The sequence below is a fragment of the Streptomyces sp. NPDC026575 genome, from assembly GCF_055567415.1.
This window is the reverse complement of sequence record NZ_JBVHQM010000021.1, coordinates 15897-39013: the sequence shown is the minus strand read 5'-3', so window position 1 is coordinate 39013 and position 23117 is coordinate 15897. Positions and strand designations below refer to the sequence as shown.

At 68.3% G+C, this 23117-nt stretch carries 21 protein-coding genes and 3 pseudogenes; 8 read left to right on the top strand and 16 right to left on the bottom strand.

The features are described from left to right. Nucleotides 1-36: 36 nt before the first annotated feature. The gene (locus ACZ4NB_RS26930) at nt 37-171 is read left to right on the top strand and encodes a hypothetical protein (RefSeq protein WP_467665691.1); all 135 of its coding nucleotides are present in this window, start codon (nt 37-39) and stop codon (nt 169-171) included. Nucleotides 172-421: 250 nt separating this feature from the next. On the opposite strand, the gene ACZ4NB_RS26925 is transcribed toward ACZ4NB_RS26930, so the two are convergent. Next, nucleotides 422-1564: an FAD-dependent oxidoreductase gene (locus tag ACZ4NB_RS26925; RefSeq protein WP_467665495.1), complete on the bottom strand. Its 1143-nt coding sequence runs from the start codon at nt 1562-1564 to the stop codon at nt 422-424. A gap of 141 nt (nt 1565-1705) precedes the next feature. Between ACZ4NB_RS26925 and ACZ4NB_RS26920 the strand changes: the two genes are divergently transcribed. Both ACZ4NB_RS26920 and ACZ4NB_RS26915 read left to right on the top strand, forming a co-directional pair. Next, nucleotides 1706-2320, top strand: a complete 615-nt coding sequence (locus ACZ4NB_RS26920; RefSeq protein WP_467665493.1) for a TetR/AcrR family transcriptional regulator — start codon at nt 1706-1708, stop codon at nt 2318-2320. A gap of 307 nt (nt 2321-2627) precedes the next feature. Continuing rightward, nucleotides 2628-2810 (top strand): annotated as a pseudogene (locus ACZ4NB_RS26915) (winged helix-turn-helix transcriptional regulator); the annotation flags it as partial. Here the strand turns inward: ACZ4NB_RS26915 and ACZ4NB_RS26910 are convergent. The 6 genes and pseudogenes from ACZ4NB_RS26910 to ACZ4NB_RS26885 all read right to left on the bottom strand — a co-directional run bounded on the left by ACZ4NB_RS26910 (nt 2807) and on the right by ACZ4NB_RS26885 (nt 8520). Next, nucleotides 2807-3769 carry an alpha/beta hydrolase gene (locus tag ACZ4NB_RS26910; RefSeq protein WP_467665491.1) on the bottom strand — a complete coding sequence of 321 codons (963 nt, stop codon included), beginning with the start codon at nt 3767-3769 and terminating at the stop codon, nt 2807-2809. The pseudogene ACZ4NB_RS26915 and the gene ACZ4NB_RS26910 overlap by 4 nt on opposite strands. Nucleotides 3770-3880: 111 nt before the next feature. Further along, on the bottom strand, nt 3881-4207 hold the full coding sequence (locus ACZ4NB_RS26905) for a hypothetical protein (protein WP_467665489.1): 327 nt from the start codon (nt 4205-4207) through the stop codon (nt 3881-3883). A 131-nt stretch (nt 4208-4338) separates the two neighbouring features. After that, nucleotides 4339-4434: pseudogene (locus ACZ4NB_RS26900) on the bottom strand (XRE family transcriptional regulator); the annotation flags it as partial. A 242-nt stretch (nt 4435-4676) separates the two neighbouring features. Next, entirely contained in the window at nt 4677-5741 is a 1065-nt protein-coding gene (locus ACZ4NB_RS26895; RefSeq protein WP_467665487.1) for an NAD(+)/NADH kinase, read from the bottom strand. A gap of 81 nt (nt 5742-5822) precedes the next feature. Next, on the bottom strand, nt 5823-6065 hold the full coding sequence (locus tag ACZ4NB_RS26890; protein ID WP_467665486.1) for an SDR family oxidoreductase: 243 nt from the start codon (nt 6063-6065) through the stop codon (nt 5823-5825). A gap of 238 nt (nt 6066-6303) precedes the next feature. Further along, the gene (locus tag ACZ4NB_RS26885; RefSeq protein WP_467665484.1) at nt 6304-8520 is read right to left on the bottom strand and encodes a helix-turn-helix transcriptional regulator; all 2217 of its coding nucleotides are present in this window, start codon (nt 8518-8520) and stop codon (nt 6304-6306) included. Nucleotides 8521-8661: 141 nt separating this feature from the next. Between ACZ4NB_RS26885 and ACZ4NB_RS26880 the strand changes: the two genes are divergently transcribed. Beyond that, on the top strand, nt 8662-9135 hold the full coding sequence (locus tag ACZ4NB_RS26880) for an RICIN domain-containing protein (protein WP_467665482.1): 474 nt from the start codon (nt 8662-8664) through the stop codon (nt 9133-9135). 49 nt (nt 9136-9184) lie between these two features. On the opposite strand, the gene ACZ4NB_RS26875 is transcribed toward ACZ4NB_RS26880, so the two are convergent. Next, complete coding sequence (locus ACZ4NB_RS26875) at nt 9185-9391, bottom strand: hypothetical protein (RefSeq protein WP_467665480.1); 207 nt, start codon at nt 9389-9391, stop codon at nt 9185-9187. 286 nt (nt 9392-9677) lie between these two features. On the opposite strand from ACZ4NB_RS26875, the gene ACZ4NB_RS26870 reads away from it, so the two are divergent. Beyond that, a complete protein-coding gene (locus ACZ4NB_RS26870) occupies nt 9678-10412 on the top strand; it encodes a hemopexin repeat-containing protein (protein ID WP_467665675.1) in 735 nt (244 codons plus the stop codon). Between the two features lie 265 nt (nt 10413-10677). On the opposite strand, the gene ACZ4NB_RS26865 is transcribed toward ACZ4NB_RS26870, so the two are convergent. Next, nucleotides 10678-10866, bottom strand: a complete 189-nt coding sequence (locus ACZ4NB_RS26865) for a DUF6221 family protein (protein WP_467665478.1) — start codon at nt 10864-10866, stop codon at nt 10678-10680. Between the two features lie 257 nt (nt 10867-11123). Between ACZ4NB_RS26865 and ACZ4NB_RS26860 the strand changes: the two genes are divergently transcribed. Beyond that, on the top strand, nt 11124-11891 hold the full coding sequence (locus tag ACZ4NB_RS26860; RefSeq protein ID WP_467665476.1) for a transposase: 768 nt from the start codon (nt 11124-11126) through the stop codon (nt 11889-11891). A gap of 1060 nt (nt 11892-12951) precedes the next feature. On the opposite strand, the gene ACZ4NB_RS26855 is transcribed toward ACZ4NB_RS26860, so the two are convergent. Continuing rightward, on the bottom strand, nt 12952-14040 hold the full coding sequence (locus ACZ4NB_RS26855) for a hypothetical protein (protein ID WP_467665474.1): 1089 nt from the start codon (nt 14038-14040) through the stop codon (nt 12952-12954). Between the two features lie 588 nt (nt 14041-14628). Between ACZ4NB_RS26855 and ACZ4NB_RS26850 the strand changes: the two genes are divergently transcribed. Next, on the top strand, nt 14629-15708 hold the full coding sequence (locus ACZ4NB_RS26850; RefSeq protein WP_467665472.1) for an IS110 family RNA-guided transposase: 1080 nt from the start codon (nt 14629-14631) through the stop codon (nt 15706-15708). On the opposite strand, the pseudogene ACZ4NB_RS26845 reads toward ACZ4NB_RS26850, so the two are convergent. The 4 genes and pseudogenes from ACZ4NB_RS26845 to ACZ4NB_RS26830 all read right to left on the bottom strand — a co-directional run. Beyond that, a pseudogene (locus ACZ4NB_RS26845) lies at nt 15686-15876 on the bottom strand (ISKra4 family transposase); the annotation flags it as partial. The gene ACZ4NB_RS26850 and the pseudogene ACZ4NB_RS26845 overlap by 23 nt on opposite strands. A gap of 886 nt (nt 15877-16762) precedes the next feature. Then, on the bottom strand, nt 16763-17722 hold the full coding sequence (locus tag ACZ4NB_RS26840) for a GNAT family N-acetyltransferase (protein WP_467665470.1): 960 nt from the start codon (nt 17720-17722) through the stop codon (nt 16763-16765). Nucleotides 17723-17729: 7 nt separating this feature from the next. Continuing rightward, complete coding sequence (locus ACZ4NB_RS26835) at nt 17730-18116, bottom strand: hypothetical protein (protein ID WP_467665468.1); 387 nt, start codon at nt 18114-18116, stop codon at nt 17730-17732. Nucleotides 18117-18266: 150 nt separating this feature from the next. Then, nucleotides 18267-18530, bottom strand: coding sequence for a hypothetical protein (locus ACZ4NB_RS26830; protein WP_467665466.1), 264 nt, complete (start codon nt 18528-18530; stop codon nt 18267-18269). Between ACZ4NB_RS26830 and ACZ4NB_RS26825 the strand changes: the two genes are divergently transcribed. Beyond that, nucleotides 18499-19386 carry a DUF5655 domain-containing protein gene (locus ACZ4NB_RS26825; RefSeq protein WP_467665464.1) on the top strand — a complete coding sequence of 296 codons (888 nt, stop codon included), beginning with the start codon at nt 18499-18501 and terminating at the stop codon, nt 19384-19386. The genes ACZ4NB_RS26830 and ACZ4NB_RS26825 overlap by 32 nt on opposite strands. Before the next feature lie 670 nt (nt 19387-20056). Here ACZ4NB_RS26825 and ACZ4NB_RS26820 read toward each other — a convergent pair. Both ACZ4NB_RS26820 and ACZ4NB_RS26815 read right to left on the bottom strand, forming a co-directional pair. Further along, nucleotides 20057-20899: a class I SAM-dependent methyltransferase gene (locus ACZ4NB_RS26820; protein WP_467665462.1), complete on the bottom strand. Its 843-nt coding sequence runs from the start codon at nt 20897-20899 to the stop codon at nt 20057-20059. After that, a complete protein-coding gene (locus ACZ4NB_RS26815) occupies nt 20896-22875 on the bottom strand; it encodes a cytochrome P450 (RefSeq protein WP_467665460.1) in 1980 nt (659 codons plus the stop codon). Before ACZ4NB_RS26815 ends, ACZ4NB_RS26820 begins: the two co-directional genes overlap by 4 nt. Nucleotides 22876-23117: the final 242 nt, after the last annotated feature.

Sequence of the window (23117 nt, the reverse complement as noted above, 5' to 3'; positions counted from 1 at the left end):
ACCGGCCCTGTACCGCCCGGAGCCTCAGGAGTCACCATGACGTCCGGCAGCATCGTCGCGCAGATCACCGACTACGCCAATCGGGCCGATCCGTACCCGCTCTACGCGGAACTGCGCAAGCAACCGGTCAGGCGGGAGGACTCCAAGACGACCAGGCCAACGAGGACATAGAGGAATGGGCCTACCCCATCGGCCCGCGTCCGCGATCAGATTCGGCTCCTCCGCTGGGTCAACTGTGAGTAGGGCACCGATAGATGTACACCGCGAGAGGAACCCAGCACTGGTGTGATGCGCCGGAAAACCCGGTCTGAGCAGCCGTTGTCGTACCGATCATGGTGTGCACCGGTTCGAGCGAGGCGGCCCGGTCGGGTGATTGCCTCGCGCATCGGTTCGGGAGTGTGGGCGGCCGTCGGGAGCAGACTCAGTGGCGCTGGGTCATGTGGGCGAGGGTCTGGGTGGCGCTGTCGGGGGAGAAGGCGCTGTTGATGCCCTCTGTGGCTCCTTCGGCTGCCTGGATGGAGCGGGGCAGCAGGACGGTTTCGTAGGCGTGGAGGGCGTCGTCGGTGGTGGGGCCTTCGATGAGGGCGTAGGCGAGGTCGGCGCCGTCGAGCATGGCGAGGTTGGCGCCCATGCCGGAGAAGGGGGACATGAGGTGGGCGGCGTCGCCGAGGAGGGTGACGCCGGGGGTGTGGGTCCAGGTGTGGGGGACGGGCAGGGCGAACAGGGGCCGGTTGGTGTAGCCGGTGTCGGTGTCGGTGATGAAGCCCAGCAGGTCGGGGCTCCAGCCGGTGAACTTCTTGAGGAGGGCCTCGCGGACGGCGGCGGTGTCGGTCAGGGCGAGACCGGCTCGCTGGTGCCAGTCCTCTGTGGTGCGCATGCCGATGTAGGTGCGGATGTGTCCGCCGCTGTTGCGCTGGGCGACGAAGCCCTGGTTGTCGTCGAGAGCCATCATGGTGCCGCTGCCGGTCAGTTCGGCGAGGTGGGGGTGTCGGGTGTCGGCGTCGTTGAGGCCGGTCTCGACGAAGGTGACGCCTGTGTAGAGGGGGGTCGCGTCGGACAGGAGGCGGCGGACCTTGGACCAGGCGCCGTCGGCCCCGATGACGAGGTCGACGTCGGTGCTGGTGCCGCCGGTGAAGTGCAGGCGGTGGGTGTCGTTACCGAGAGGTTCGGCGCGGGTGAGCTTGTGTCCCCAGCGCACGGTGTCGGGCTTGAGGGAGTTGAGGAGGAGGTCGCGGAGCTGTCCGCGGTCGATCTCGGGGTTGCCTTCGGTGGTGTCGGTCTCGGGCGGGACCTGGTCGAACAGGATGCGGCCGTCGCGGCTGACCAGGCGCATCTGCTGACCTTCGGGGCGGGCCTGGGCGAGGAATTCGTCCCAGAGGCCGGCCTCGCGAAGGGCGTGCTGGCCGGAGTCGGGGTGCATGTCGAGGGTGCCGCCCTGGTTGCGGACGGTAGGGGAGGCGTCCAGGTCGTAGACGGCTGCGGTGATGCCGCGCTGCTGCAGGATGCGGGCGCAGGTCAGGCCGCCGGGGCCGGCGCCGATGATCGCGATGCGGGGAGTGGGCATGGCTGGTCACACCTTTCAGGCAGGGGAAGCAGCGGAGTGGGGCTGTGCCACTCGGCCGCCACTCCAGAAGAGCACAACGACTCAATAAGTGCAACGAGACAACTTTTGAAGTTGGGCAATCAATGCGGGTAGGGTCTTGGCATGAGCGAGACCACGACCGGCACCGACGCGAAGCCACCGACGGGGCGCCGTGAACGCAAAAAGGCCGCTACGCGCCGGGCCCTGGCCGAGGCCGCCCTGCGCCTCTTCCTTGAGCGCGGATACGAGCAGGTCGGCATCCGCGAGATCGCGGACACCGCCGACGTGTCCACCACCACGCTGTTCAAGCACTTCCCGGTCAAAGAAGCGCTCGTCTTCGATGAGGACGCCGACCAGGAAGCCCGTCTGCTCGCCGCCGTACGCGAGCGCTCCCCAGGCCAGTCCATCCCCGCGGCCCTGCGCGAGCACGCCCTGCGCTACCGCATCGCAGCCGTCGACAGCGACGCCGACTTCACCGCGTTCGTCGACCTGGTGGAGAACACCCCAGCCCTGCGTGACTACGGCCAGCGCATGTGGCTGCGCCACGAAACCGCTCTCGCTTGCGTCATCGCCGAGGAGAGCGGACTTGCGGACGACGACCCGGCCTGCGCCGCCCTGGCCCACTTCGCCCTCGAAGCCCCCCGCGCTGCCCGCGGCAGTGAGGATCCCCGCCGGGCCGTCACGCGGGCCTTCGATCTCCTGGAGAAGGGCTGGGGCGCCGTCGCCTCCAAGGGATGAGCGCCTGCCACCGTTCCCGCCCCAGGGAGCCCGGATTCCTGAGCTCACAAGCCGTCGTCGTGACCGGGCATGGTGCGCATGGGTTCGGCTGTGCAGCTCGGTCGGGTGACCTTATGGCTGTCCGTACGTGAGGACCGGGCCTCCCGCACAGCTCGTGGGCGTCGAAGTCCACGAGCTGTGCGGGAGGCCCTTGCGCCGCACTGTTCCGTGCCGCTGCCCGCTGCATCCAACTCGGCTCCTCTGCCGTGTGATTGCCTCGCTCGCCGGTCCGGGGAACGCCGGGAACCGGCCGCACAGGCTGGCCGAAGTAACCTGGCGGGAGGTCGAGCAGACGACGCCGCCCCAGGTCACCTATGGGCTGACCGAGTTCGGCCGGGAGATCGGCGAGCCGCTGACGGCGCTGTTCGACCGCATCACCCGGCGGCTGCCGCCGTCCATACCGGTCACTGGCGCGCACGCGCTGTCAACAACGATGACGCGCGACAGCTAGGCAGTTCCGAGCGCGTCGCGCAGGAACGAGATGGCTTGATCGACGGCTGCGCGGGTGGCCTTGGACTCACTGAGCGAGTTGAGCATCATGAAGTCGTGCACCGTGCCGTCGTAGCGCACCGTGGTGACCGGAACGCCGGCGCTTCGCAGCTTTGCGGCGTAAGCCTCGCCCTCGTCGCGCAGCACGTCGGCTTCGTCCACGAGCAGCAGGGCGGGCGGCAGGCCGCTGAGCTGCTCGGCCGTGGCGTGATTGGGAGATGCGGTGATCTCCGCGCGCTGCTTCGGGTTCGTGGTGTAAGCGTCCCAGAACCACTCCATCAGCTTGCGGCTGAGGTAGTAGCCATCGGCGAATTCGTCGTAGGAGGCGGTGTCCATGGCGGCGTCGGTGACCGGGTAGTACATCGACTGCTGCACGAAGGTGACGTCACCGCGCTCCTTGGCCATGAGGGTCAGCGCAGCGGTCATGTTGCCGCCGACCGACTCGCCGGCCACCGCCATGCGCCGTGCATCCAGGCCCTTCGACGCTCCCTCGCGCGTGATCCACTGCGCGGTGGCGTAGCCCTGCTCAATGGCCACGGGGTAGTGGGCCTCTGGTGATGGTGTGTACTCCACGAAGGCCACCGCTGTGCGGGCCCCGACCGAAAGCTCCCGCACCAGACGGTCGTGGGTGTCGGCGTTGCCCAGCACCCAGCCGCCACCATGCATGTACAGCACGACGGGCAGCGTGCCGGTAGCACCCTCCGGCTTGACGATGCGCACCCGCACGTCGCCCACGGAAGCCGTTACGGTGATCCACTCCTCGTCGACCGGCAGCTTGTCGACCGGCGCAGCCTGGAGGTCGTCCAGAACCTTGCGCGCTTCGACGGGCTCCAGCTCGTACAGGAACGGGTGGTGCGAAGTCGCGTCGGCAAGCTCCTGCGCCGGCGGCTCCAGGACGATCGAGGCGGATCGAGCAGTCATGACAATGCTCCCTGTCACTACCGAGAAGCCCATGGTGAAGAGGGCCAGGCTCGTGACGCCCGCCTGGGGCCTCGGCGTCACCGCACGTCCGGAACCCGGCCGAACCCCTGGTCAAGCCCTCAATGGGGCGATACGCCCATCGTAGTCGCGGCCCTTGCGATCCTCGACTGCGGACGCCGATGTACGAGGTGCGGAATACCAACCGACGAAGCCGCCGTGATGGCGGCAGAGCCGGACCCAGGCCGTCGCGGTAGTCGATGTCACGTCATGGCCGTGGCCAGCGGCCGAGTGCGGTGGCCTCTTGGCTGTCCTCCTCGGCGCTGAATACGTGCCCACCAGGCCGGTCTCGCCGGGTGCTGGTACGTGCAGCGTCTCGTAGTCCAGGGTGAGTAGCCCGCCCTCCGGGTGTCGCAGCCGCTTGCGCCCTGCCGCGCACATGACCACCTCGCCAGAGCCCCAGATCCGCCGGAACTCGGCGCTGTGCGTGGATAGTTAGCTGAGGAGCGCGGCCAGTTCCGCGTCGTCGGGGTAACGTCCTGCGAAACCCGCAGGTGCCCCACGGCCTCTGCTGCCCGCTCCTCCCAGTCGGGGTGGGCGGTCTGGGAGGCGGGGTCGAGGAAGAGGTATTCGGCGTTGTTCCGGTCGCGGCGGCCCGGGTCGGCCACCCGCCACCGTCGTCCCGGTCACCTCAGCCTCCTGTCCCTCACGCGCGGGATTCAACCTACGACGGAAGTCGGCCTGCTGTCGTTCGCGCCGGTTCGGCGGCAGCGACCGACATGAAATCCCGCATCTTCACGAGGTCGGCCAGCCCGGCTCGGGGGCAGGGTGGCAGCAACGGCCGAGGGTGATGCCGACACCGGCGTGGATGCCGGGAGCGGGGGAGGGGCCGTCCAAGTGGCGGTTCTGTTCAGCCGGTGCCCGATGGTGCGGGTGGCAGGCGCAGGTGTGCGAGGTCGTCGGGGACCGGGCTGGTGTGGGGCCACATGGGGGCGATGTCGGCGTCGGCTGTCGCGGGGGCGTCGGTCAGGCGCATGCGCTCACGCAGCCGGCCGTAGAAGTCGGTCGGTCCCAGCCGCGCGACGCGCAGGCGCTGCGGAGCCGCGTAGACACCGATCCAGTCTCCCGGGTCCAGCACACCGCGCAACTGGCCGTCGACGCTCACCGCGGCCCGGCCGGAGTGGCCCAGGACGCGCAGGGCGACGGGTTCGTGGGGCGCGGCGACCACCGAGCGGTTGAAGGTCATGTGTGGAGCTACCGGGGTGAAGACGATGGCGTCGGCTCCGGGGGAGATGACGGGGCCGCCGGCGGCGAAGCTGTAGGCGGTGGACCCCGTGGGGGTGGCGACCAGGACGGCGTCGGCGGAGTAGGAGGCGAGCAGTCGGCCCGCGAGGTACACGCCGAGGGAGACCTGCCGGTCGCGTGCCAGTTTCTCCAGGACGATGTCATTGAGGGCGGTCACGTTCAGAGCCACCCCCCAGTCCAGGGCGACAGCACACTCGGGGCGAACCGGCGGAGGCGGCAGCGCGGGACCGCGGCCGTAGCGCAGCAGGGTCTCCAGCCCCTCGGGGAGTTTCAGCGGACAGGACGCCCGCATCGTCAGCATCAGACGGGTCTCGATGTCCACTTGGCTGCGATGGATGGTGTCCAGCGCGTACTCGATCTGGTCGGCCGGGACCTCGGTCAGGAAGCCGAGGGTGCCCAGGTCAACTCCCAGGATCAGGGCGTTGTTCTGCGCGGCCAGACGTGCTCCGCGGAGAAAGGTGCCGTCTCCTCCGAGCGTGACAATCAGGTCGGGGCTGCCGGCAGCGTCGACCTCCTCCCGCGCGTCCCGCCGTTGTTCGTCCTGACGCCACACATCGATGGCGACGCAGCCGACATCCCGGCGTTCGCACCATCGTCGGACAACGTCGGCAGCTTCCAGGGCACGGGGACGCCCTCCGTGGACGACGACGCCCACCCGTTGCACGCTCACGTAACGTCCTCTCTCCGGGGGGATGGTCCCGCCCCTGGCGGCAACAGAAATGCCCACCGGCCCGGTTGGCTCGCGTTCATGTCAGGTGGTCCTGATCTGGCCTCCATCGATAACGAATTCGGCACCGGTGATGTTGGCGGCGCGCGGGGGGTGGGCCAGGAAGACCACAAGGTCGGCGACCTCCTGGGGTTCGGTGATGCGTCCGGTGGAGATGCCCATCTGCTGAGGTACGACCTGGTCAAGTGCCTCTTGCGCCGTGGCGCCTGCACGGGCCGCGACGGTGTCGGTGAAGGCGCCGGGGGCCGCCCAGAACGGGGTGCGCACCGGGCCGTTCAGCTGCCGCCCGGGCCGGCATGTCGGCACCGTCGGGGTCGGCGAGATCGACGGCGTGGAAGGTGACGTCGTACCGCTTGCGCAGGGCTGCCGGCAGAGGGTGCCTTCTTTTTCTGAAGATCGCTCTGTGGAGCCGCTCGAACCCCGCAGGGGCGGGGTTCGCACCAGGCGACACCGCCATCACGCGAACCCGAAGGGGGAACCGCGGTCCGGCAACGTGGGCGTGATGTCAGGAAGCGAGCAGGTCGGCGAGTTCCGATCGTGAGCTGATGCCCAGCTTGGGAAATGCGCGGTACAGGTGGTGTCCGACGGTGCGCGGGCTCAGGAACAGTTGCGTGGCGATTTCGCGGTTGGTGGCCCCGGTGGCTGCGAGCCGGACGACTTCGCGTTCCTGCGCGCTCAGGCGGCTCATGGGTGAGTCGGGGGCGTCGGACGGGTCGTGGGTCTCGCCGGCTGCCTGCAGTTCGGTGCGTGCCCGGTGGGCCCATGGCTTTGTGCTCAGTTGGTCGAAGAGCTCCATCGCGGTGCGCAGGTGGTCGCGGGCGTCGAGCTTGCGTCGCGAGCGGCGTAGCCACTCGCCGTAGAGCAGTTCGGTGCGGGCCCGGTCGAAGTCGCTGCCGTCGTCGTGCAGGTTCAAGGCAGCCAGATAATGCTGCTCGGCCTGTGTGTCCGGGCTGGTCAGGGCCGCGCATCGGCGGGCTTGCGCCGCGAAGTGGGGCTGCTGGAGGTCGGCCGCCCATGTCGTGAGCTGTTGCGCGGGTTCATGCGCACGCTCCTGGTGGCCGGCGCGAACGGCGGCCTCGATCAGATCTGGCAACAGGGGGCGCGCCAGGAGGGGGTGACCGGCCGCCTGCCGGGCCGCGGTCAAGTGTTCCAGCGCGGCCTGGGCTCGCCCGAGGCCGAGGTCGAGGAGCCCCAGCGCCCACAGCGCCTCCGCCGTGGCCCGTCCGACATCGCGGGGACGGGTGTAGTCCAGTGCCTGGTCGGCCAGTTCCTGTGCCATCGCCTCCTCCCCCCGAACGGCGGCGAGGAGCGCCAACAGGGCGCGCAGGTGGGCGGCTCGGTGGTCCAGGTCGTAGCCATCGGCCAGCCTGAGTGCTTCGGTTGCGTGTGCGTGCGCGTCGTCGTGTCGGCCGAGCGCCAGTTCCACCTGGGCGCGCAGATGCAGCGTGGTGGGCAGCCATCCGCCGATGCCCTGTTCGCGGCAGTGGGTGACCGCGGTGACGGCCAACTCGTGTGCGGCCGCGTGGTCGGCGACCAGGTGGCAGTAGATCCCGGTCATCAACCGGTCCATGAGTCCGCTGCCGGCGAGCCGACCGGCTCGTACCAGATCGTCCAGTGTCCGACGTGCGCCGGGGATGTTGCCGGCAAGCAGTTGGGCGGGTACGGCCAGCACGGGAAGGAGGGGTGTACGGACGCTGATCTCGGCTATGAGGGCTGGGTCGCCGGCGGCGAAAGCCGCGTGGATCGCGTCGGTCAGCAACGGGGCGATCTTGTCGGGGCGGTCGGCGGCGACCGTGTCAGCGCAGTCGGTCAGGATACGGGCGGCTTGACCGGGGCTGCCGTAGCCCAGTTCGACCACGGAGCGAACGCGGGCGAAGTCCGCTGCCATGCCAGGGTCCTGGAGCGGCAGCGGCACCCGTTCGGTGAGGTCGCGGCACCGTTCGTCCTGGCCGGCCTCGCTCGCCTTTTGCGCGGCGTTGATCAGCCGGCGGGCGCGTTGCTGTGTATCGGCGGTGAGGTGGGCGGCCCGCTCGTACGCGGCGGAGGCGGACGCCATCGCCTGCCTGCTGCCCGCCCACACGGCGACCCGTTCCAACTCCGCGGCGACCTGCTCATCCGGTCCGGTCGTGGCGGCGGCCAGGTGCCAGGCGCGTCGGTGCACGTGCTGTGTGTCGTCCAGTACTGCCGCCAATGCCTGGTGCAGCGCCAGCCGCCGGGCGAGCGGGGTCTGCTGGTAGGCGGTGAACCGGATGAGGGGGTGCCGAAATCGCAGCCTCTGTGCGGAGACGAAGATCAGTCCGGCCCGTTCGGCGGGCTCCAGATCCCTGATCTCTCCGCCGAGGCGGTCCGCGGCCGCGAGCACCGTGGGGAGGTTCCCCGTGTCGTCGGCGGCGGCTACCGCGAGTATGCGCTGGGTGGCCTCGGGGAGGCGGCGGAGCTGCTGGGTGAACGCGTCCTGCAGCTGGCTCGGCGGCGTCAGCTGAGCATCTGGCAGCGCCAGTGGTCCCAGTTGTCCGGCCCGCTGTGCCGGGGTCAGGGCGGCGGCCAGTTCTTGCAGCGCCAGTGGGTTGCCTTGTGCCTGGTCGATGATCCGCTCGGCGACCGGGGGCGCAAGGCCGGGCAGCAGCGTCACGGCCGACTGCCGGTCGATGCCGGTGACGTGTACTCGGGGCAGTGCCCTTGATCCGCTCTCCGGGGAGACGTCGCGGGTGGTGAAGAGCATGGCGATGCCAGCGCCGTCCCCGGACCGGATCGGCCGGCATGAGCGGCTCGATCCGGGGTTTTCCCCATTTTTCAGGCGTAAGCGGTGGTGTTCGGGGATCCTGTCGAGGTATCTCTGAAAATCACTGTAAGGAGACCCCCAGTGCGCCGCCCGACCCGGAAAGCCTTCGCCGCCCTCATCGCCGCAGCCGGCCTCGCCCTCCCCCTCCTCACCCCCACACCCGCCTCGGCTGCCACCGCCACCAGCCGTTTCGCGAACTACCGCTACGGTGACTGCCTGCGCGAGACCTCCGAAACCGGCCTCAAGGGCGACCGCTGCACCACCGGACGCGGCAGCCTCCTGTGGCAGTGGAACGGCCGCCTCAACTCCAGCACCACTCTTAAGAACAACTTCTGGGGCCGCTGCCTCGACAGCAATGACCGGGGCGACGTCTACCCCCTGCGCTGTAACGGCGGCTCATACCAGATGTGGCGCACCGTCCAGCCCGCCGCCCGCAGCGCCATCATGCTCCAAAGCGTCGGCACGGGCCGCTGCCTTTACCAGCAGGACAACGGCTACTACCGCACTGCCCGCTGCGACCGAGGCGCCCAGAACCAGCGCTTCACCATCGGCTGAACGGTTCTCTCGACCGCTTCAAGATGCCGCCGGGCGAGCAGCTCTTCTTTTACGCGAGGCCGGAAGGCGGTCCGTTGGCCGCGGTGGTGATGACCTTGAACGGGGTGTTCTTCCCGTCGTAGATCAGATGGTGTTTACTGCCCGTCTTTGTGCGGTCGACCGGTGACGGGCCGGTCGCCTCGCCCCCTTTTTTCGCGCGGATGTGGGAGGCATCCACGCAGGCCCGGGTCCAGTCCAGGGCGTCGGCTGCGTGCAACTCGGCGAGCAGGATGCCGTGCAGCGTCTCGAAGACGCCGGCCTCATGCCACCCTGACTACCCCCGACACTCCTGAAACGGAGATCGTTTACGGGACGGCTCTTAGGTCATCACCTGCCTGGGGTCACCGCCAATCGGGGGTGAGGGATCGTTTCGCTCCACCCCATCCAGGTGAAATCCCCTTGTGGTCTGGTCGAACAGCTGTGGGTGCTGGAACGAAAAATGGGTCGTGAAGATCCGTTCACTTAAGTGGCTTGGTTAAGTGGCAGCGAGAGATGGAGGCGTGATGGAGCTTGTGGGTGATTTCAGCGGGGGTGCGATCGACTGGGGCCAGAATTATGCCGTCTACGTCAGCCCGGCTGGTGGGAATGGGGGGCTGACGCTTCGCGTGGACGCCAAGCGTGACAAGCTCGTCCAGAAGTCCATGAAGGGGCTCTCAAAGATTCTTATTGGCTCCCAGGAGTCGATGAAACCGTTGACAGCTGCGGAATCCTCGGGTCTGAGTATCCCATCGCTCTGCTTGCCGAAGACTGACAAGCTCTACCTCATGCATGGCGACACCTACCTGCGCTGCACGATGTCAACGCTCACGGTCGATGAGGGCTTCCCGAAGTCGATCGGCTCCTATTGGCCGGGCTTGAAGGCTGCGGGTTTCGGCGGTGGGATCGACTCTGCCTTGCGGTGGAACGAGAAGACGGTGTTCTTCTTCAAGGGCGATCAGTACGTCCGGTACAACCTGGAGACCGACAAGGTCGACGACGGGTACCCGAAGCGGATCGGCGCGTACTGGAAGGGTTTCGATGAGGCTGGGTTTGGTAGCGGCATCGACGCCTTCATTCGGTTGGATGGAGAGTGGGCCTACGCCTTCAAGGGCGACAAGTACATCCGCTTCCACATTGCCATGGATAAGGTCGACCAGTCGCCCCGGAAAATCACCGACCATTGGCAGGCTCTTGCCGAGGCCGGGACGGGACGTGTCCGCTCCATTTGGCAGTGCCCGTCCGTGTCCAACGAGGGGTGAGGCCACACTCCGGCGCCCTGGTCCTAATTACTCCGCTACGAGTGAAAAGCAGAGGCTAAGGGCCGTCCCGTAAACGATCTCCGTTTCAGGAGTGTCGGGGGTAAGGGCTGTCCCGTAATCCCTGGTGGATCAGCGGACGGCGTCAGATGCGGTGCATCGCAAGGCGGAGGGGCGTCCGGATACTGGGCGTATCCGGGCGTTCCGACAACGCGGCGAGGTGCCGTAGCTGTCGTCGTGCGCCCGCCAGGGATTGCGGGACAGCCCTTTAGTCAGGGTGGTCGGCGTAGGGTGACGCGAGGTCGAGCAGGTCGCATGGCCAGGTCTCACCGTCGTCCTCGCGGTTGTCCCACGGTAGTTCGGGGTCGCCCGTGGCAGGACTGAGCACATGGCGGGCGAGCACGCGTCGCTTGGCCTCGACCTCCCGCAGGACGCGAGCAGGGTCATGCAGCGCCACGTGCAGGGCGACCCTGGGAGGGAAGCCGAGGAGTTCTCCTTGGCAGAAGTCGACAGTGTGCCCGTGAGCGGTCCACTATCCGCAGCCGTCGCCGTCGCAGCGTCGGGCCAGCTCGGCCTCCTCATCCAGCCGTGCGTGGAGGAACGTCACCAGGTCTTGACTCATGGGGTCATCCTGGACGATGCGCCGAGCCCGGTCGCCCGATTTCCATGACGGGCAAGGCTCGGCCGACTGGCCGACAGTGGAATGATCTTGCCGTGGCTGGTGTGATCACGGCGTCGGAACCGTCCTGGATAGCCCCGTTCACCGGGCTGAGCCCCCGCACCTTCGGCAAGTTGGTGACTCAACTGCGGAACGCAGGTGCCGACGTCGGCGGCCGAGGCCGACCGTGGAAGCTGTCGCTGGAGAACCGCGTGCTGCTGGTCGCCGCGTACTGGCGGACCAACCTCACCATGCGACAACTAGCCCCGCTGTTCGGGGTGTCAAAGTCGGCCGCTGACCGAGTGATCGACCACCTCGGGCCGAAGTTCGCTCTGCAGCCCCGCCGGCGGTTCGCCAAGGACGCTGTACTGATCGTGGACGGCACCTTGGTGCCCACCCGCGATCACAAAGTCGCCGAGCAGTCGAAGAACTACCGTTACTCCACCAACCACCAGGTAGTCATCGACGCCGACACCCGCCTGGTCGTGGTGGTCGGCCGACCGCTGCCGGGTAACCGCAACGACTGCCTGGCCTGGGCGGAATCCGGTGCCAAAGCCGCCATCGGCGACAGCACGACCATCGCCGACGGCGGCTACCCGGGGACCAGGCTGGTGATGCCGCACCGCCGCCGCAAGGGCGAGGAACTGCCCGCCTGGAAACAGGGGCACAACAAGTCGCACAAGCAAGTCCGGGCACGCGTCGAGCATGCCTTCGCCCGCATGAAGACCTGGAAAATTCTGCGCGACTGCCGCCTACGCGGCGACGGCGTTCACCACGCCATGCTCGGCATCGCCCGCCTGCACAACCTCACCCTCGGCGGCTAGTGAGCCCCCCGCCCGCCCTGGGTCGAGTACGTCCCGACGAACCGGAAGATCATTTGCGGGACAGCCTTACCTCCACATTCCGCAGGTACGAGCTGCCGCCCGATCCGCCGTGGCCGAGTCGATTCGACGCGTTCGCCCCAGGTAGTGCTGGCACACTCCCTCGGCTCCGTCTTGGCGTACGAGGCTCTCCATGCCCACCCGGAACTGACCGTGGACTGCTTCGTTACCTTGGGCTCTCCCCTCGGCATGCCGGGCGGGATCTTCGAGCACCTGGTGCCAGCGTCACTCGCAGATCAGGGTGTCCGGCCGACCGGGGGCCGCTACTGGGTAAATCTCGCCGACACAGGTGACTTAGTGGCGATTCCTCATCGAATCGGCGACCGATTCCCCGTTGACCAGCACGCTGAAACGCCGATCGGCCGTATCGACTTCCCCCCCTTTGGGGCGTATTTGTCCTCCCCGCTCACTGCTGCGGCGATCGCTCCCTTCGTCCGCAACCCGATAGTCCTGGACCACACAGGGAAGAGTTGACTCGCCGGAGCCAGGGACTCGGCCCGAAGCGACCGAGATTTCCGGCACCCGTCGGGATCACGTTCCCGTCGCTTCCATCACGCCGAGGGCGACCTTCTCGGCCAGTGCAGACAAGGTGGTCAGGCGGGGCAGTCGGTGTCAGTCCGCTGATCAGATTCTGTGACACCGGTTTGCGCGGATGCGACCTTTGGAGTTGGCGTGATTGTCGGCTGGCCACGTCGACAGGCTGGCTGCGTGCCACCGCCGAGGGAGCGGAGCAGTCAGCGCGCTGGCCTGACAGCGGCCACCAGGAATTCCCCACGGACGGCCAGTTGCGGATGTAACGGTCGGTGACCGCTGTCAGCTGGACGTCGTCAGCCGTGGGCTTGTGGCAGGCTGTCCGGTTGGCGCTCTCCAGCTCGGGGCAGTGCGTCGTCGGCCTGGGCCGACAAGACGGTGACAACGTCGGCTGTGGCGACAGCCAGAACTCCTTCCACCCCACCACACAGCCGGCCTGCCACCTCGAATCGGTGGCAGGCCGGCCCGGGTGCTACCAGGCGATGACCATCAAGCCGGCACCGCCGTTGGCACCGCTACCGCCGTCGGCTCCGCCGAACCCGGTGTAGCCTTCGACGTTTCCGCCGCTCCCGCCGTCTCCGCCCTTGCCGCCCATGCCGCCCTTTCCGCCGTCCCCGGTACCGACCGGGACGGTGAAAGTGAGCCCGCCGGGCAGGTTGAGCGTGCCGGGGCCCTGCCGGGTTCCTCCGTCACCGGGCAATCCGTAGCCGCCGAGGTAGCCCGCATCTCCGCCGCCACCGGGGATGATGCTGCCGCCCCTGGCGTCGCGGCCGTTCTGTCCGCCCCTGCCCGCGGCGCCTGAACCGCCGTTGCTGAGGGTGCCGCCCTCGCACCAGGGGAATCCCGCGTCGCTGCCCTGACCTCCGGAGCCAGCCTGGCCAGTCTGGCCGCCCTTGGCCCCGTTCTCGGTGCCGCCGCCACCGCCGCCCGTGCCGGAGGCGCCGCCGCCTCCCCGCCCGCCGTCCGCGACTCCGAGGAGGTCACCCCGCTCGTTCGTGATCGCGGTACTGCCACCGTGCTCGCCCTGCGCCCCGGCGCCGCCTCCCGACCCGTCCCAGCCGTTTCCGCCGAGCCAGTAGCCGCCCTTCCCACCTCCACCGCCGCTGCCCCCCGAGCCGCCGGTGGCGGCCGGCGCTACCTGGAGCTGGACGCTGTAGTCGTCGGTCTTGACGGTGCACGAGGAGAACGACCCGGCCCCGCCGCCTCCGCCGCCCCCGCCGCTGGCGCCGCCCGCAGCGCCCGCACCGCTGGAGGAGCCGCCCCCGACTCCGCTGCCGGGCTTGCCTCCTTCGCTGCCGGCGCCGCCTCCGCCGCCGGCGGCGCCGCCGCCTCCGCCGCCCGCACCCCACATGAACACGGTGAACGAGTCCACGCCGTCCGGGACCTGCCACTCGGCGTTCTCGGTGAAGACCTTGAACCCGTGGTCGAGTACCGATCGGTGTGCAGGAGCGGCCACGGCGGCCGTGGCCGTCATGGTGGTAGTGGAGGCGAGGAGGGACAGGGCCACTGCGGTCAGGACACCACCGCGTGCCGACCGGAAGATCTTCTGAATATGTGTCATGAGCGCCATGGTCGAGCCCGGCCGTGTCCAACGATCCGATTCGGGACACCGTTCACCCGAAGTGCCGAAGACACCCAATGCCTTGACCCAGCGGCCAAGCCTCCACAGACGCAGCCAACACCCCGTCGGATCGGTGCCCCTCGCCGAGACTGAACGGGCACCGAGGGAGCGCGCCTCTACAAGCGCCGCACTACCGACGGCTACGCAGTGTGACATTCGCGGCCAAATGACTCCCCGTCAACTGGCCGCGAGTGGGGAATCTGAACCGGCCACTAACACTGGTCCGCAAGATCACTACATTCTGGAATCAGTGCTGCGAGTGATCGCGGGCCGTCGGGACCTGGGTATAGGGGGTGTTGTGCTGCTGTGCCAGGCTCTGGCTCGTGACATCTCGGACCGGGTGTCTTGTCCTACCTTCGCCGACCTCCAGCGTGGGAGCACTGCCACCGGACTGCTCCGGGCGTGTCTCGAGGGTATGCGTGCTGCGAACTGGGCACTGTCTCACCGCTGACCGCCCTGCCGGTCCGGTGGCGCGGACCGGCAGGCTATAGAGCAGGAGGTGCCCCCCTGGCGATCCCAAGTACACCGATGTGGCCGGTGGTTGAGGGCGAGGTCGTCCTCGGTGTCGACACACACCGGGACGCCCATGTGGCGGCCGTGCTTTCCGTGGTGGGGGTGGTCATGGACACCAGGTCTTTCCCCGCTACAGCGGCGGGCTATCGCGAACTTTGGGTGTGGGCCAGTGGGCTGGGTACGGTGCGCAGGGCCGGGGTGGAAGGGTCTGGCAGTTATGGAGCGGCCCTGTCCCGCTGCCTGCTGGCACGCCGGGTTGAGGTGTTCGAGGTGAACCGCCCCGATCGCTCGGTACGCCGGCGGCGGGGCAAGCCGGACGCAGTGGATGCGCAGGAGGCGGCGCGGGCGGTGCTCAGCGGTCGCGCCCACTCCCAGGCCAAGTCCGGGGATGGACCGGTGCAGTGTGCCCGTCTGTTCAAGCTGGCCAAGGACTCCGCGACCAAGGCCCGTACGCAGGCGGTCAATCAGCTCAAGGCGGTTCTGATCACCGCGGAACCCGATCTGCGTGAGCGGCTGGCCGGCCTGAGGACGCCGGCACTCGTCCGCGTTTGCGCGCAGTTCGGCGACGGCGAGGGTGCCGACGGCGAGGGGGATGCCGTGGCGCGGGCCACCCGCATCACCCTGTGTCTGTTGGCTCAGCGGATTGGGCAGCTGGCGGGGCAGATCCGGGACATGGAGCGGCGCCTGGCCGAGCTGGTGGAGCGCCATTTCCCGCAATTGCTCGTTCCGGTCGGCATCGGCCCGGACAGTGCCGGCACCTTGCTGATCACGATGGGCGACAATCCGGAACGCTTGTGCAGTGAGGCGGCGTTCGCGGCGCTGTGCGGGGTCAGCCCCGTCGAGTGCTCCTCCGGCAGCCGGCGTCGCTATCGGCTCAACCGTGGTGGTGACCGGCAGGCCAATGTCGCGCTGTACCGGATCGTGCAGGCCCGGCTGCGCTGGGACGCGCGCACGCAGGCGTACTACCAGCGGCGTGTGGCGGAAGGCAGGACCCGGCGAGAGATCATTCGCTGTCTGAAGCGTTATGTGGCCCGGGAGTTCTACCGCCTCGTTCAGGGGCAGCGCCGGGACAGCGGGCGGCTTCCTGCTGGATGAGGTCGAGTTGGTGGCGGGCGCAGTCGGCAAGGAGGATCCAGTCGCGCAGATGTCGCGGATCGCAGGCTTCGGCCTGGTCGAAGGCTTGTTTGATGACGGTGGCGGCATCGTGCAGGACGGAGCCGTGCAAGCATTTCGCCTGGCTTTCGGGCCTGGCCGGAGTGCGCGCTGACCTACTACTCAGTCCGGTTGCTCAGTCCGGCGGCACGTACAGCCTGATCCGGAGATGGTCGACGGGCTGCTCTTGTCATCCTTCACGCAGGGGTGGAACGGCCTCGGGATCGACACACAGTAAGCCCGCCACGCCCGGGTTCCTGTCGCCAACTCATGCGAATGTCAGGGGTGTTTGGCTACAATGGATGGCGGTTGACGAGACCCTTGAAAGGCAAGGTGCATCGGTGCAGATGGTGGCCGACTTTCACGGTGCGGCGGCGGAGTCTCTATAGGGGCGCCTGGCCGGCGCTCTCCTATGGCGACGCCCGTTGGGCGGCGACGTCGTGATTTGGATCCGGCGGGCTCAGTCCTGCCCTGGTTCCGTGACGGCGCTCTGACGATGCCTGGGAGGGTTTTCCTTGTCCGTAACCACTTCTACCTGCGACCACCGCGTGTACCACGTAGTCGTCGTCGCCTTGATCTCGATGGTTGTTGGCCTTACCGCCGGAGTCAGCTTTGCTGCTCTCGGACAGTCCCCGCTCACCGCTGTTGCTTCCGGCGGGGCTGTCGTGCCGTTCGTGTTCTCTGCCGGCATGACTGCTGTCGCGTACGTGAAGCGGCAGGAACAGTAGGCGACCTCGTGGGGTGGCCTTCAGGTCACCCCACGCCTGTCACTCGGCGAGCCCCGAGTCCTTACTAGTCAGCGATGGCGATGGCGAGGGCGGCCGCAGACTGCTCCTCGGGCTCAGACCCATGCCGTTCAATGCGCACACGGCGTTGGCCGCTCTCGGTGCCGTGCGCGAGGCCGAGTTGGGTGACGAGGAATGGACTGCTCGACTACGCAGTGGTCGGGCCCCAGCGTGTGCCACCTACCAGATGCGCTCATTTGACGAGTTCGGCGTCAGCTGACCCAGATGCCCTTGGGTGAGACCCGGCGGGCGAGGCGCCGGCCGGCGTCGCTGACCGGCGTTGACCAGGACACGTCGGCCACGTGGCATTCGAAGTCGTCGGCGAGCGCTTGAACGAGCGTGGCGCCGACGCCCTGGCGGCGGTAGATGTCCGCGACCCAGATCAGGACGATACGCGGGCGCAGCGTGTCGTCCTCGTCGCCGTACCGCGAACCGTTGATCAAGTCCCAGCTGCGGTGCTCGCTTGTGTCGTGGGCGGCCAGGTAGCCGATGACGTGACCGTTCGCTGTCAGCAGGTAGGCGCGCACGTTGTCCGAGGTCGCTTCGGGCTCGCCAAGGTGGGTCCACGAGTTGAAGTCGTAGTGCTCTTCCTTCTGCGGCATCCGCGCCACCCGGTTGGCCAGTCTGCGCCATGAGATGGGGGACTGCGTCGTCACGATGGCCAGATCGCTGTGCCAGTCGAGGTTCTTGGGCGGCCGGATGCCGAACGTCCACGCTGTGTGGTGGGCGGTGTGCTCGTTCCAGCCGTCCACCAGATCGTGCAGGCGCATTCCGCAAGGGCACTTGTAACGGTCTGGTGTCGTGACCTGACGGAATTCGACGCGGGTCGCCCCGGAACTGAGGCCCTGGTCTTGGCCGCCCACCCAGGGGCGGACGGGCATACCGTCCGGCTCGACATGACCGGACCAGCGGTCCACCCAACCGGGATACCGCTCGGGGAGTTCCTCCCGTAGCTGCTTCTCGACGGGCGACAGCGTCGGGCGGACCCATACGCTGCCGGCGGTGGCCCTGCCGTTGAGGCGCACTCCATGCTGCTTGGCCTTGCGCCGCAGGAACCTCAGGAATACGCGGGGCGGCGGGTCGAAGTCGACGCCACGGACCAGCTCCCGCTCGCCGGGAGCCAGCCAGTCATCGACAGGCAGAGCCATCTCGTCAGCGAGCGCCCGAAACATTCCCTATTCATGGTTGCGCTCGGCGACGCGCAGCGCCTCGATCGGTAGCCTCGACGTGCCGGAAGGGAACGAACAATGTGACCCAGCCTGGGCCGTTGCTCCATGTGAACGAGTCTGTGGCGCCTTCGTACCAGATGCGGTCCATGGCCGCACTGCGCGCCGCATCGACGGCTTCGCTGTAGGAAGCGGGCAGTTCGGGATCGAGCCCCTGCCGCCGTGCGATGTCGGCATACCCGTCGCGGTCGAGGGTGACCGTGGCGTACCAACGGGAGGGTCGGACGCGGATCTTCCGGGAGCGCCAGTCGTATGGATCAGGGTCGAGGCAGACAGTTCGCTCAGTCATGTGCTCCGCTCCGTGGGTTACACAGTTCGGCCATTCGAGGTAGATCGTCACGCACAGGCTGCCTGCCTCTCCTGGCCAGTACCAATAGCGCTCAGCGCCAGCCTGGTTGGTGCCGCATCGCAGGGTGTGTCGAGTAGCCGGTGTTCAGAGCGCCACCGGAGCCACGCACCCCAGCCTCTCTGCGTGCCATTGGATGATGCGTCAGGCGTGGGTATTTCTGTACTCCGGCTCGCCACTGTCGAGGACGCGGAGCAGGGACGCGGTGACGACGCGTGTGCTGCGGCCGATGCGGAGCACGCGGCAGGGGAATTCCCCGCGGCGGATCAGGTCGTAGCCCTTCGCCCTTGAGAACCCGAAGGCCCGGGAAGCGTCCTCGACGCTGCCAGTTCCGGCCCAGGTGGCGCGGATGCGCGAGGGGCTGTACTGGGCGTCCATGTCCGCCATCACGTTGTTCTGGCTGTGCATGTGTGACTCTTCGGTTCCTTTCAATACGGCTGCGGCTGCGGAAATATCCCCGGACTCTGTGACGTTCTACATGGAGACGATGCTGGGCGTCAGGTTCCTGGCGAGCGAGTACGTCATCGACTGCGTCGACGGCGGACGGATCGACTCGCTGGGGCTCAACGAGAATTTCGCACCCGTGATCGTCGAATATAAGCGCGGCACCGACGCAGGGGTGATCAATCAGGGCCTCTACTACATGGCGTGGCTCATGGCCCACGAGGACGTCTTCCGGAACCTGGTCCGCGACCGGCTCAGGGGCACGGCTGCGTCCCAGATCCTGTGGAGCGCACCCCGGCTGATCTGCGTCGCCGGAGACTTCACCCGCTACGACGCGCACGCCGTGCTTGAGCACCGACGCAGTATCGACCTGGTCCGCTACCGGTACTTCGGCAACGACCACGTCGGCCTTGAGACCGTGGCCTCGGTCACTGGGCAGTCGGCCGCCGCCAGGCGAGGCCGTCGGCACGCGGCCGGGCTGCCGACTGGCCGAAGGCAGGACGGCGCGATGGCCGAGTTGGCCACGGCCGTCGACGAGGCTCTGCTTGGTGTCGGGGACGGCATCACCCGGGTCCAGCGCAAGCAGTACCGCGCCTACCAGCGGCTGCGGAACTTCGCCTGCGTCTGCCCGCCCCAGCAGACCAAGCTCCTCGTCTACCTCAAGGCCAACCCCAAGGGCGTCGACCTCGTCCCCGGCTTCACCCGGGATGTGACAGGGCTCGGCCACCACGGCACGGGCGACCTGGAGGTGCAGCTTCGTACGGAGCGGGACCTGGAGCGCGCCCAGGAGCTGTTCCGCCTCAGCTACGCCGCGGCGTAGCGGGCTCTCGCCCGGGGCACTGGCCGGGCAGTGTGTGGAGTTGTGGGTGGTCGTCGTGCTGCTGCCTCTCGACGGGACGGTCAGGGGTGGCGGTGGACTACCAATGGTGCGGAGGATCCCCGGTTTCGCTAACCGGGGATCTCGTGCTATGTATCGCCCTGCCCGTGGTGCCGTTGCGTGTCCCGCTGGGGCCTATGGGGTGCCGTTCCACAGCATGTCCACTTCCTCCGCGCTCGGTTCGTACCCTTCGGGTACGCGGCTGCCGCCCGTTGCTCAGCGGCCTCAGTGGTGTCCCGGAGGGCGATGTTCAGACGGGTCAGCAGCGCGAGCACCGGCTCGTATGACTTGCCGGGTGAGCGCCGCAAGGGAGAGACCGCCTGGGGGCCAACCGACACCAGGGCGGCTGTCGCTGCATCTGGCGCAGTGATGTTGCCCCACCTGATCCCGCTTCGCAGGTGCCGCGGCACGGCACGTGGCTTTCATGCTGGAGCGTCTCCAGAGCATCAGGGGCTGACAGGCGCTGAACGACGAGCGACTGTCACCTCCGCGCACGCGTCGCGGCAAAGCCTCATGGACACACGGTAGTTAAGGAACTCCGCCCGATCGTCCGTTCACGGCGTTGCGGCCCGCTTTCGGTGACTGCTTCCCCCCCCGTCGACCTGAAGGAGGGTCATCCCCTGTGGTCAGCGCGTCGTGCCCAGGCGGAGACTGTTGCTAGACAGGCGTCGCGGAAGGTGGGTTGGTTAACGAGGGCGTCGATTTCTGCCGCTTCGTCGGGGGTGAGCAGGTCCCGTTGGAGGAGCGCGGGGCGGATCTGGTCGAAGGTGGCTTGCCATAGCTGGTGGGAGGGACTGTGGTCCCCGACGGTTCCGACGCTGATGTGCAGTCCGGGCTGCGTGAGACCTGCCTGTAGGAGAGGGGCGGGCTGGGTCCTCGCCCAGTGCAGGTCGGTTCCCACCGTGGTGCTCAGGAGTTCGGCCCCGGCGAGTGCGACCTTGCGGAAGAGCGGATGGGGTGAGGACTGGGCAGGGAAGACGTCGGGGTCTTCCATGACGAGCCAGCCGCCGGATTTGAGCCAGCGCGCGGCCTTGGTCAGGATCTGCTGGCGGGCGGGAAGGTGGACGAACAGGGCCCGGGCGTGGATCAGGTCGAAGGTGCTCGGGGCGAAGTCGTCGTGGGCGACGTCATGGCGCAGGACGTGCAGGTTGTCGGGCAGGTCGCCGGTGAGGTAGCCGGTGTCGATGTCGGTGGCTGTGGTGCGTCCCCGGGGGCAGGTCGTTGCCAGCCAGCGGGCGATGGATCCTGCTCCGGCGCCCAGCTCCAGGCAGTCCCAGGCGGGCTTGGGGTGCAGGCGCTGGATGATCTGCTGGGTCGTGGTGTCCCAGTCGGCCTGGAGGGTGAGGAGCCGGTCGAGCTCGGTCGCGGTGCGGTGTGCGAAAGCGCCCTGCTGGTAGCCCTGCGGCCCCCCGTGCCGGTGCCGCGGGCGGCTGGGAGAAGTGGTGTGCTGGGTCATAGCTGGGCGGTGACCTTCAGGTGGGGCGTGGTCCTGCTGATGAGCCCGTGGGGGGCGGGTGTGTAGCCGTCCGCCCAGCGCAGTTGTGGCAGGTGGCGGAGGAGGACCGAGACGGTTTGGCCGAGAAGGCGGGCCAGGTGGGCACCGAGGCAGAAGTGCCAGCCTGCGCCGAAGCCCAGATGGTCGGCCGAGGCGGCGAATTCCTTGTCGATCCGCTCGGGGCGGTGGATGTCGAAACGGTCGGGGTCGGGGAAGTGTTCGGGGTCGCGGTTGGCGGACGCCAGCACGCAGGCGACGGTGGCGCCGGCGGGCACGGTGCCGCTGGGCAGTTCGATGGCTTCAGCGGTCTGGCGGACGATGATGTGGGTGGGTGGGTCCCGGCGCAGCGACTCGGCCCAGGATGCGTCCAACAGGTCGGGGTCGTCCGCCACGGCGGTTTGCGCGTCGGGATGATCGATGAGGTTGGTGAGGAAGAGAGCGAGGGCTTTCTCGCTCGTGTCTGCGCCGGCGGCCAGCAGAAGGCTGCACGTCCCCTGGATCTCTCGGTCGGTCAGCAGCCGGCCCTCGACCCGGCTGGTGCACAGCGCCGACAAGAGGTCGTCGCCGGGCTCGGCCCGCCGGGCGGCGATGTGCGGTTCCAGGTAGGTGAACAGGGCCTGCGAGGCATCCAGGCCGCGCTGGAGAGTAGCCGGATCCTGCCGGTGGTCGGCCACGAAGGACATGCCCGCGTTGTACCAGGGCCGTAGTCGCCGCGCGTCATCGGCAGGCAGGCCCAGGACGGCCGTCATGACGCGGATGGGCAGCCCCTGGCAGAACGAGGTGACCAGATCGGTGCTGCCCCGCAGGCGGATCTCCTCGGCGGCCCGGCCGGCGAGTTCCTCGGCCTCGTCGAAGGCGGCCTGACGCAGGGCGGTCAGGGCACGGCCGCGGAAGGCCGGGGACATCACAGCCCGGTGCGCGGTGTGTTCCGAGTCGCCCATCTCCAGCAGGATGCGTCCCACCATCGGACCGCTCTGCCACGAGTAGTTGTCCGAGGTGAAGCGCGGGTCGCACAGAGCGGCGCGGACGTCGCGGTAGCGGCTGATCACCCACGCGTCCAAGGGCTCATCGCGCATGAGGGGAAAGTGCTCACGCAGCCGCGCGTACACAGGGAACGGGTCCCTCTCGAACTGCGCCCACACCAGGCTCGGCGGAGTACAGCGAGTGTCGACAGTACTCGTCGGCCGGCCACGCCAGTGGTAGCGGCTGGAAGTCTGGTGCCAGGCCAGGACGTCGGCCATCGCCGCGGCCAGCACTTCGGCGAGCCGCCTCGCCTCGGCCGCCTCCCCGCCTCCCCCGGGGAGCTGCGCCTTCTCTTTCTCGAACGCCACGACCCGGTCACCGATCATGTCCCGGACTCCGTCGACAGCCTGCTGCCAGGAGCAACCCCACTGGCGGTGGGCGACCCTGACGAGGTTCGCGTCCTCGCCCAGCAGCAGGTCCTTCTCCAAGGAGTACAGGTCGTTCACCCAGCCCAGGACGTCGCCGGCGAAGCCGCGCAGCCTGGCGACGCCAGCCCCCAGCGAGCCGGTCCGCGGCGGCTGCAGCTCGTGCACCAACTCGATGAGGTCGAAGAGGATGTCCACGCCGAACAGGTCGGCACGCAAAGGCGGATACCCCTCCAGCGTCAACGCGCGACAGTCTGCCTGCCCGGTCCGGTGGCCGACCATCCGACACTGCGCCGCCAGATGACGACCCACGTGCTCGTCGAAGGCCACCTCCCTCCCTGAGGCGAGCAGGCGGCGTGTCTGCGGCAGCAGATCCTCCGCCAGGACCTTCAGCATCGGATCGCCTTCGGCATCGCCGTCGCCATGCCCGCTTCGGAGCACGCAGAGCGCCCGCTGAACGAACGTCTCCAGGACACCGCCGTCAGCCCAATCCCCGTTGTCGACCCGGTCATCGAGCACCAGCGTCCAGACGAACCACTGCATCAGCATCCGCGCTCGCTCCCGCGACCCTCCCCCGGTCAGCGCAAGCCCGACGTCCAGGATCCCGGACGTCTCCATCCGGTCCCGCCCCCGCGCACCCACCAGCCCGTGCCGATGACTCCACTCGCACACCTCGCGCACCAGGTCAGCGGCATCACAACGGGGTGCCGCACCCGTACTCGGGAACGTGAGGTCCGGAAGCTCGAATACCACGGGATCCGCGACACCACTGCCCGCCATTGAAGTCCTCC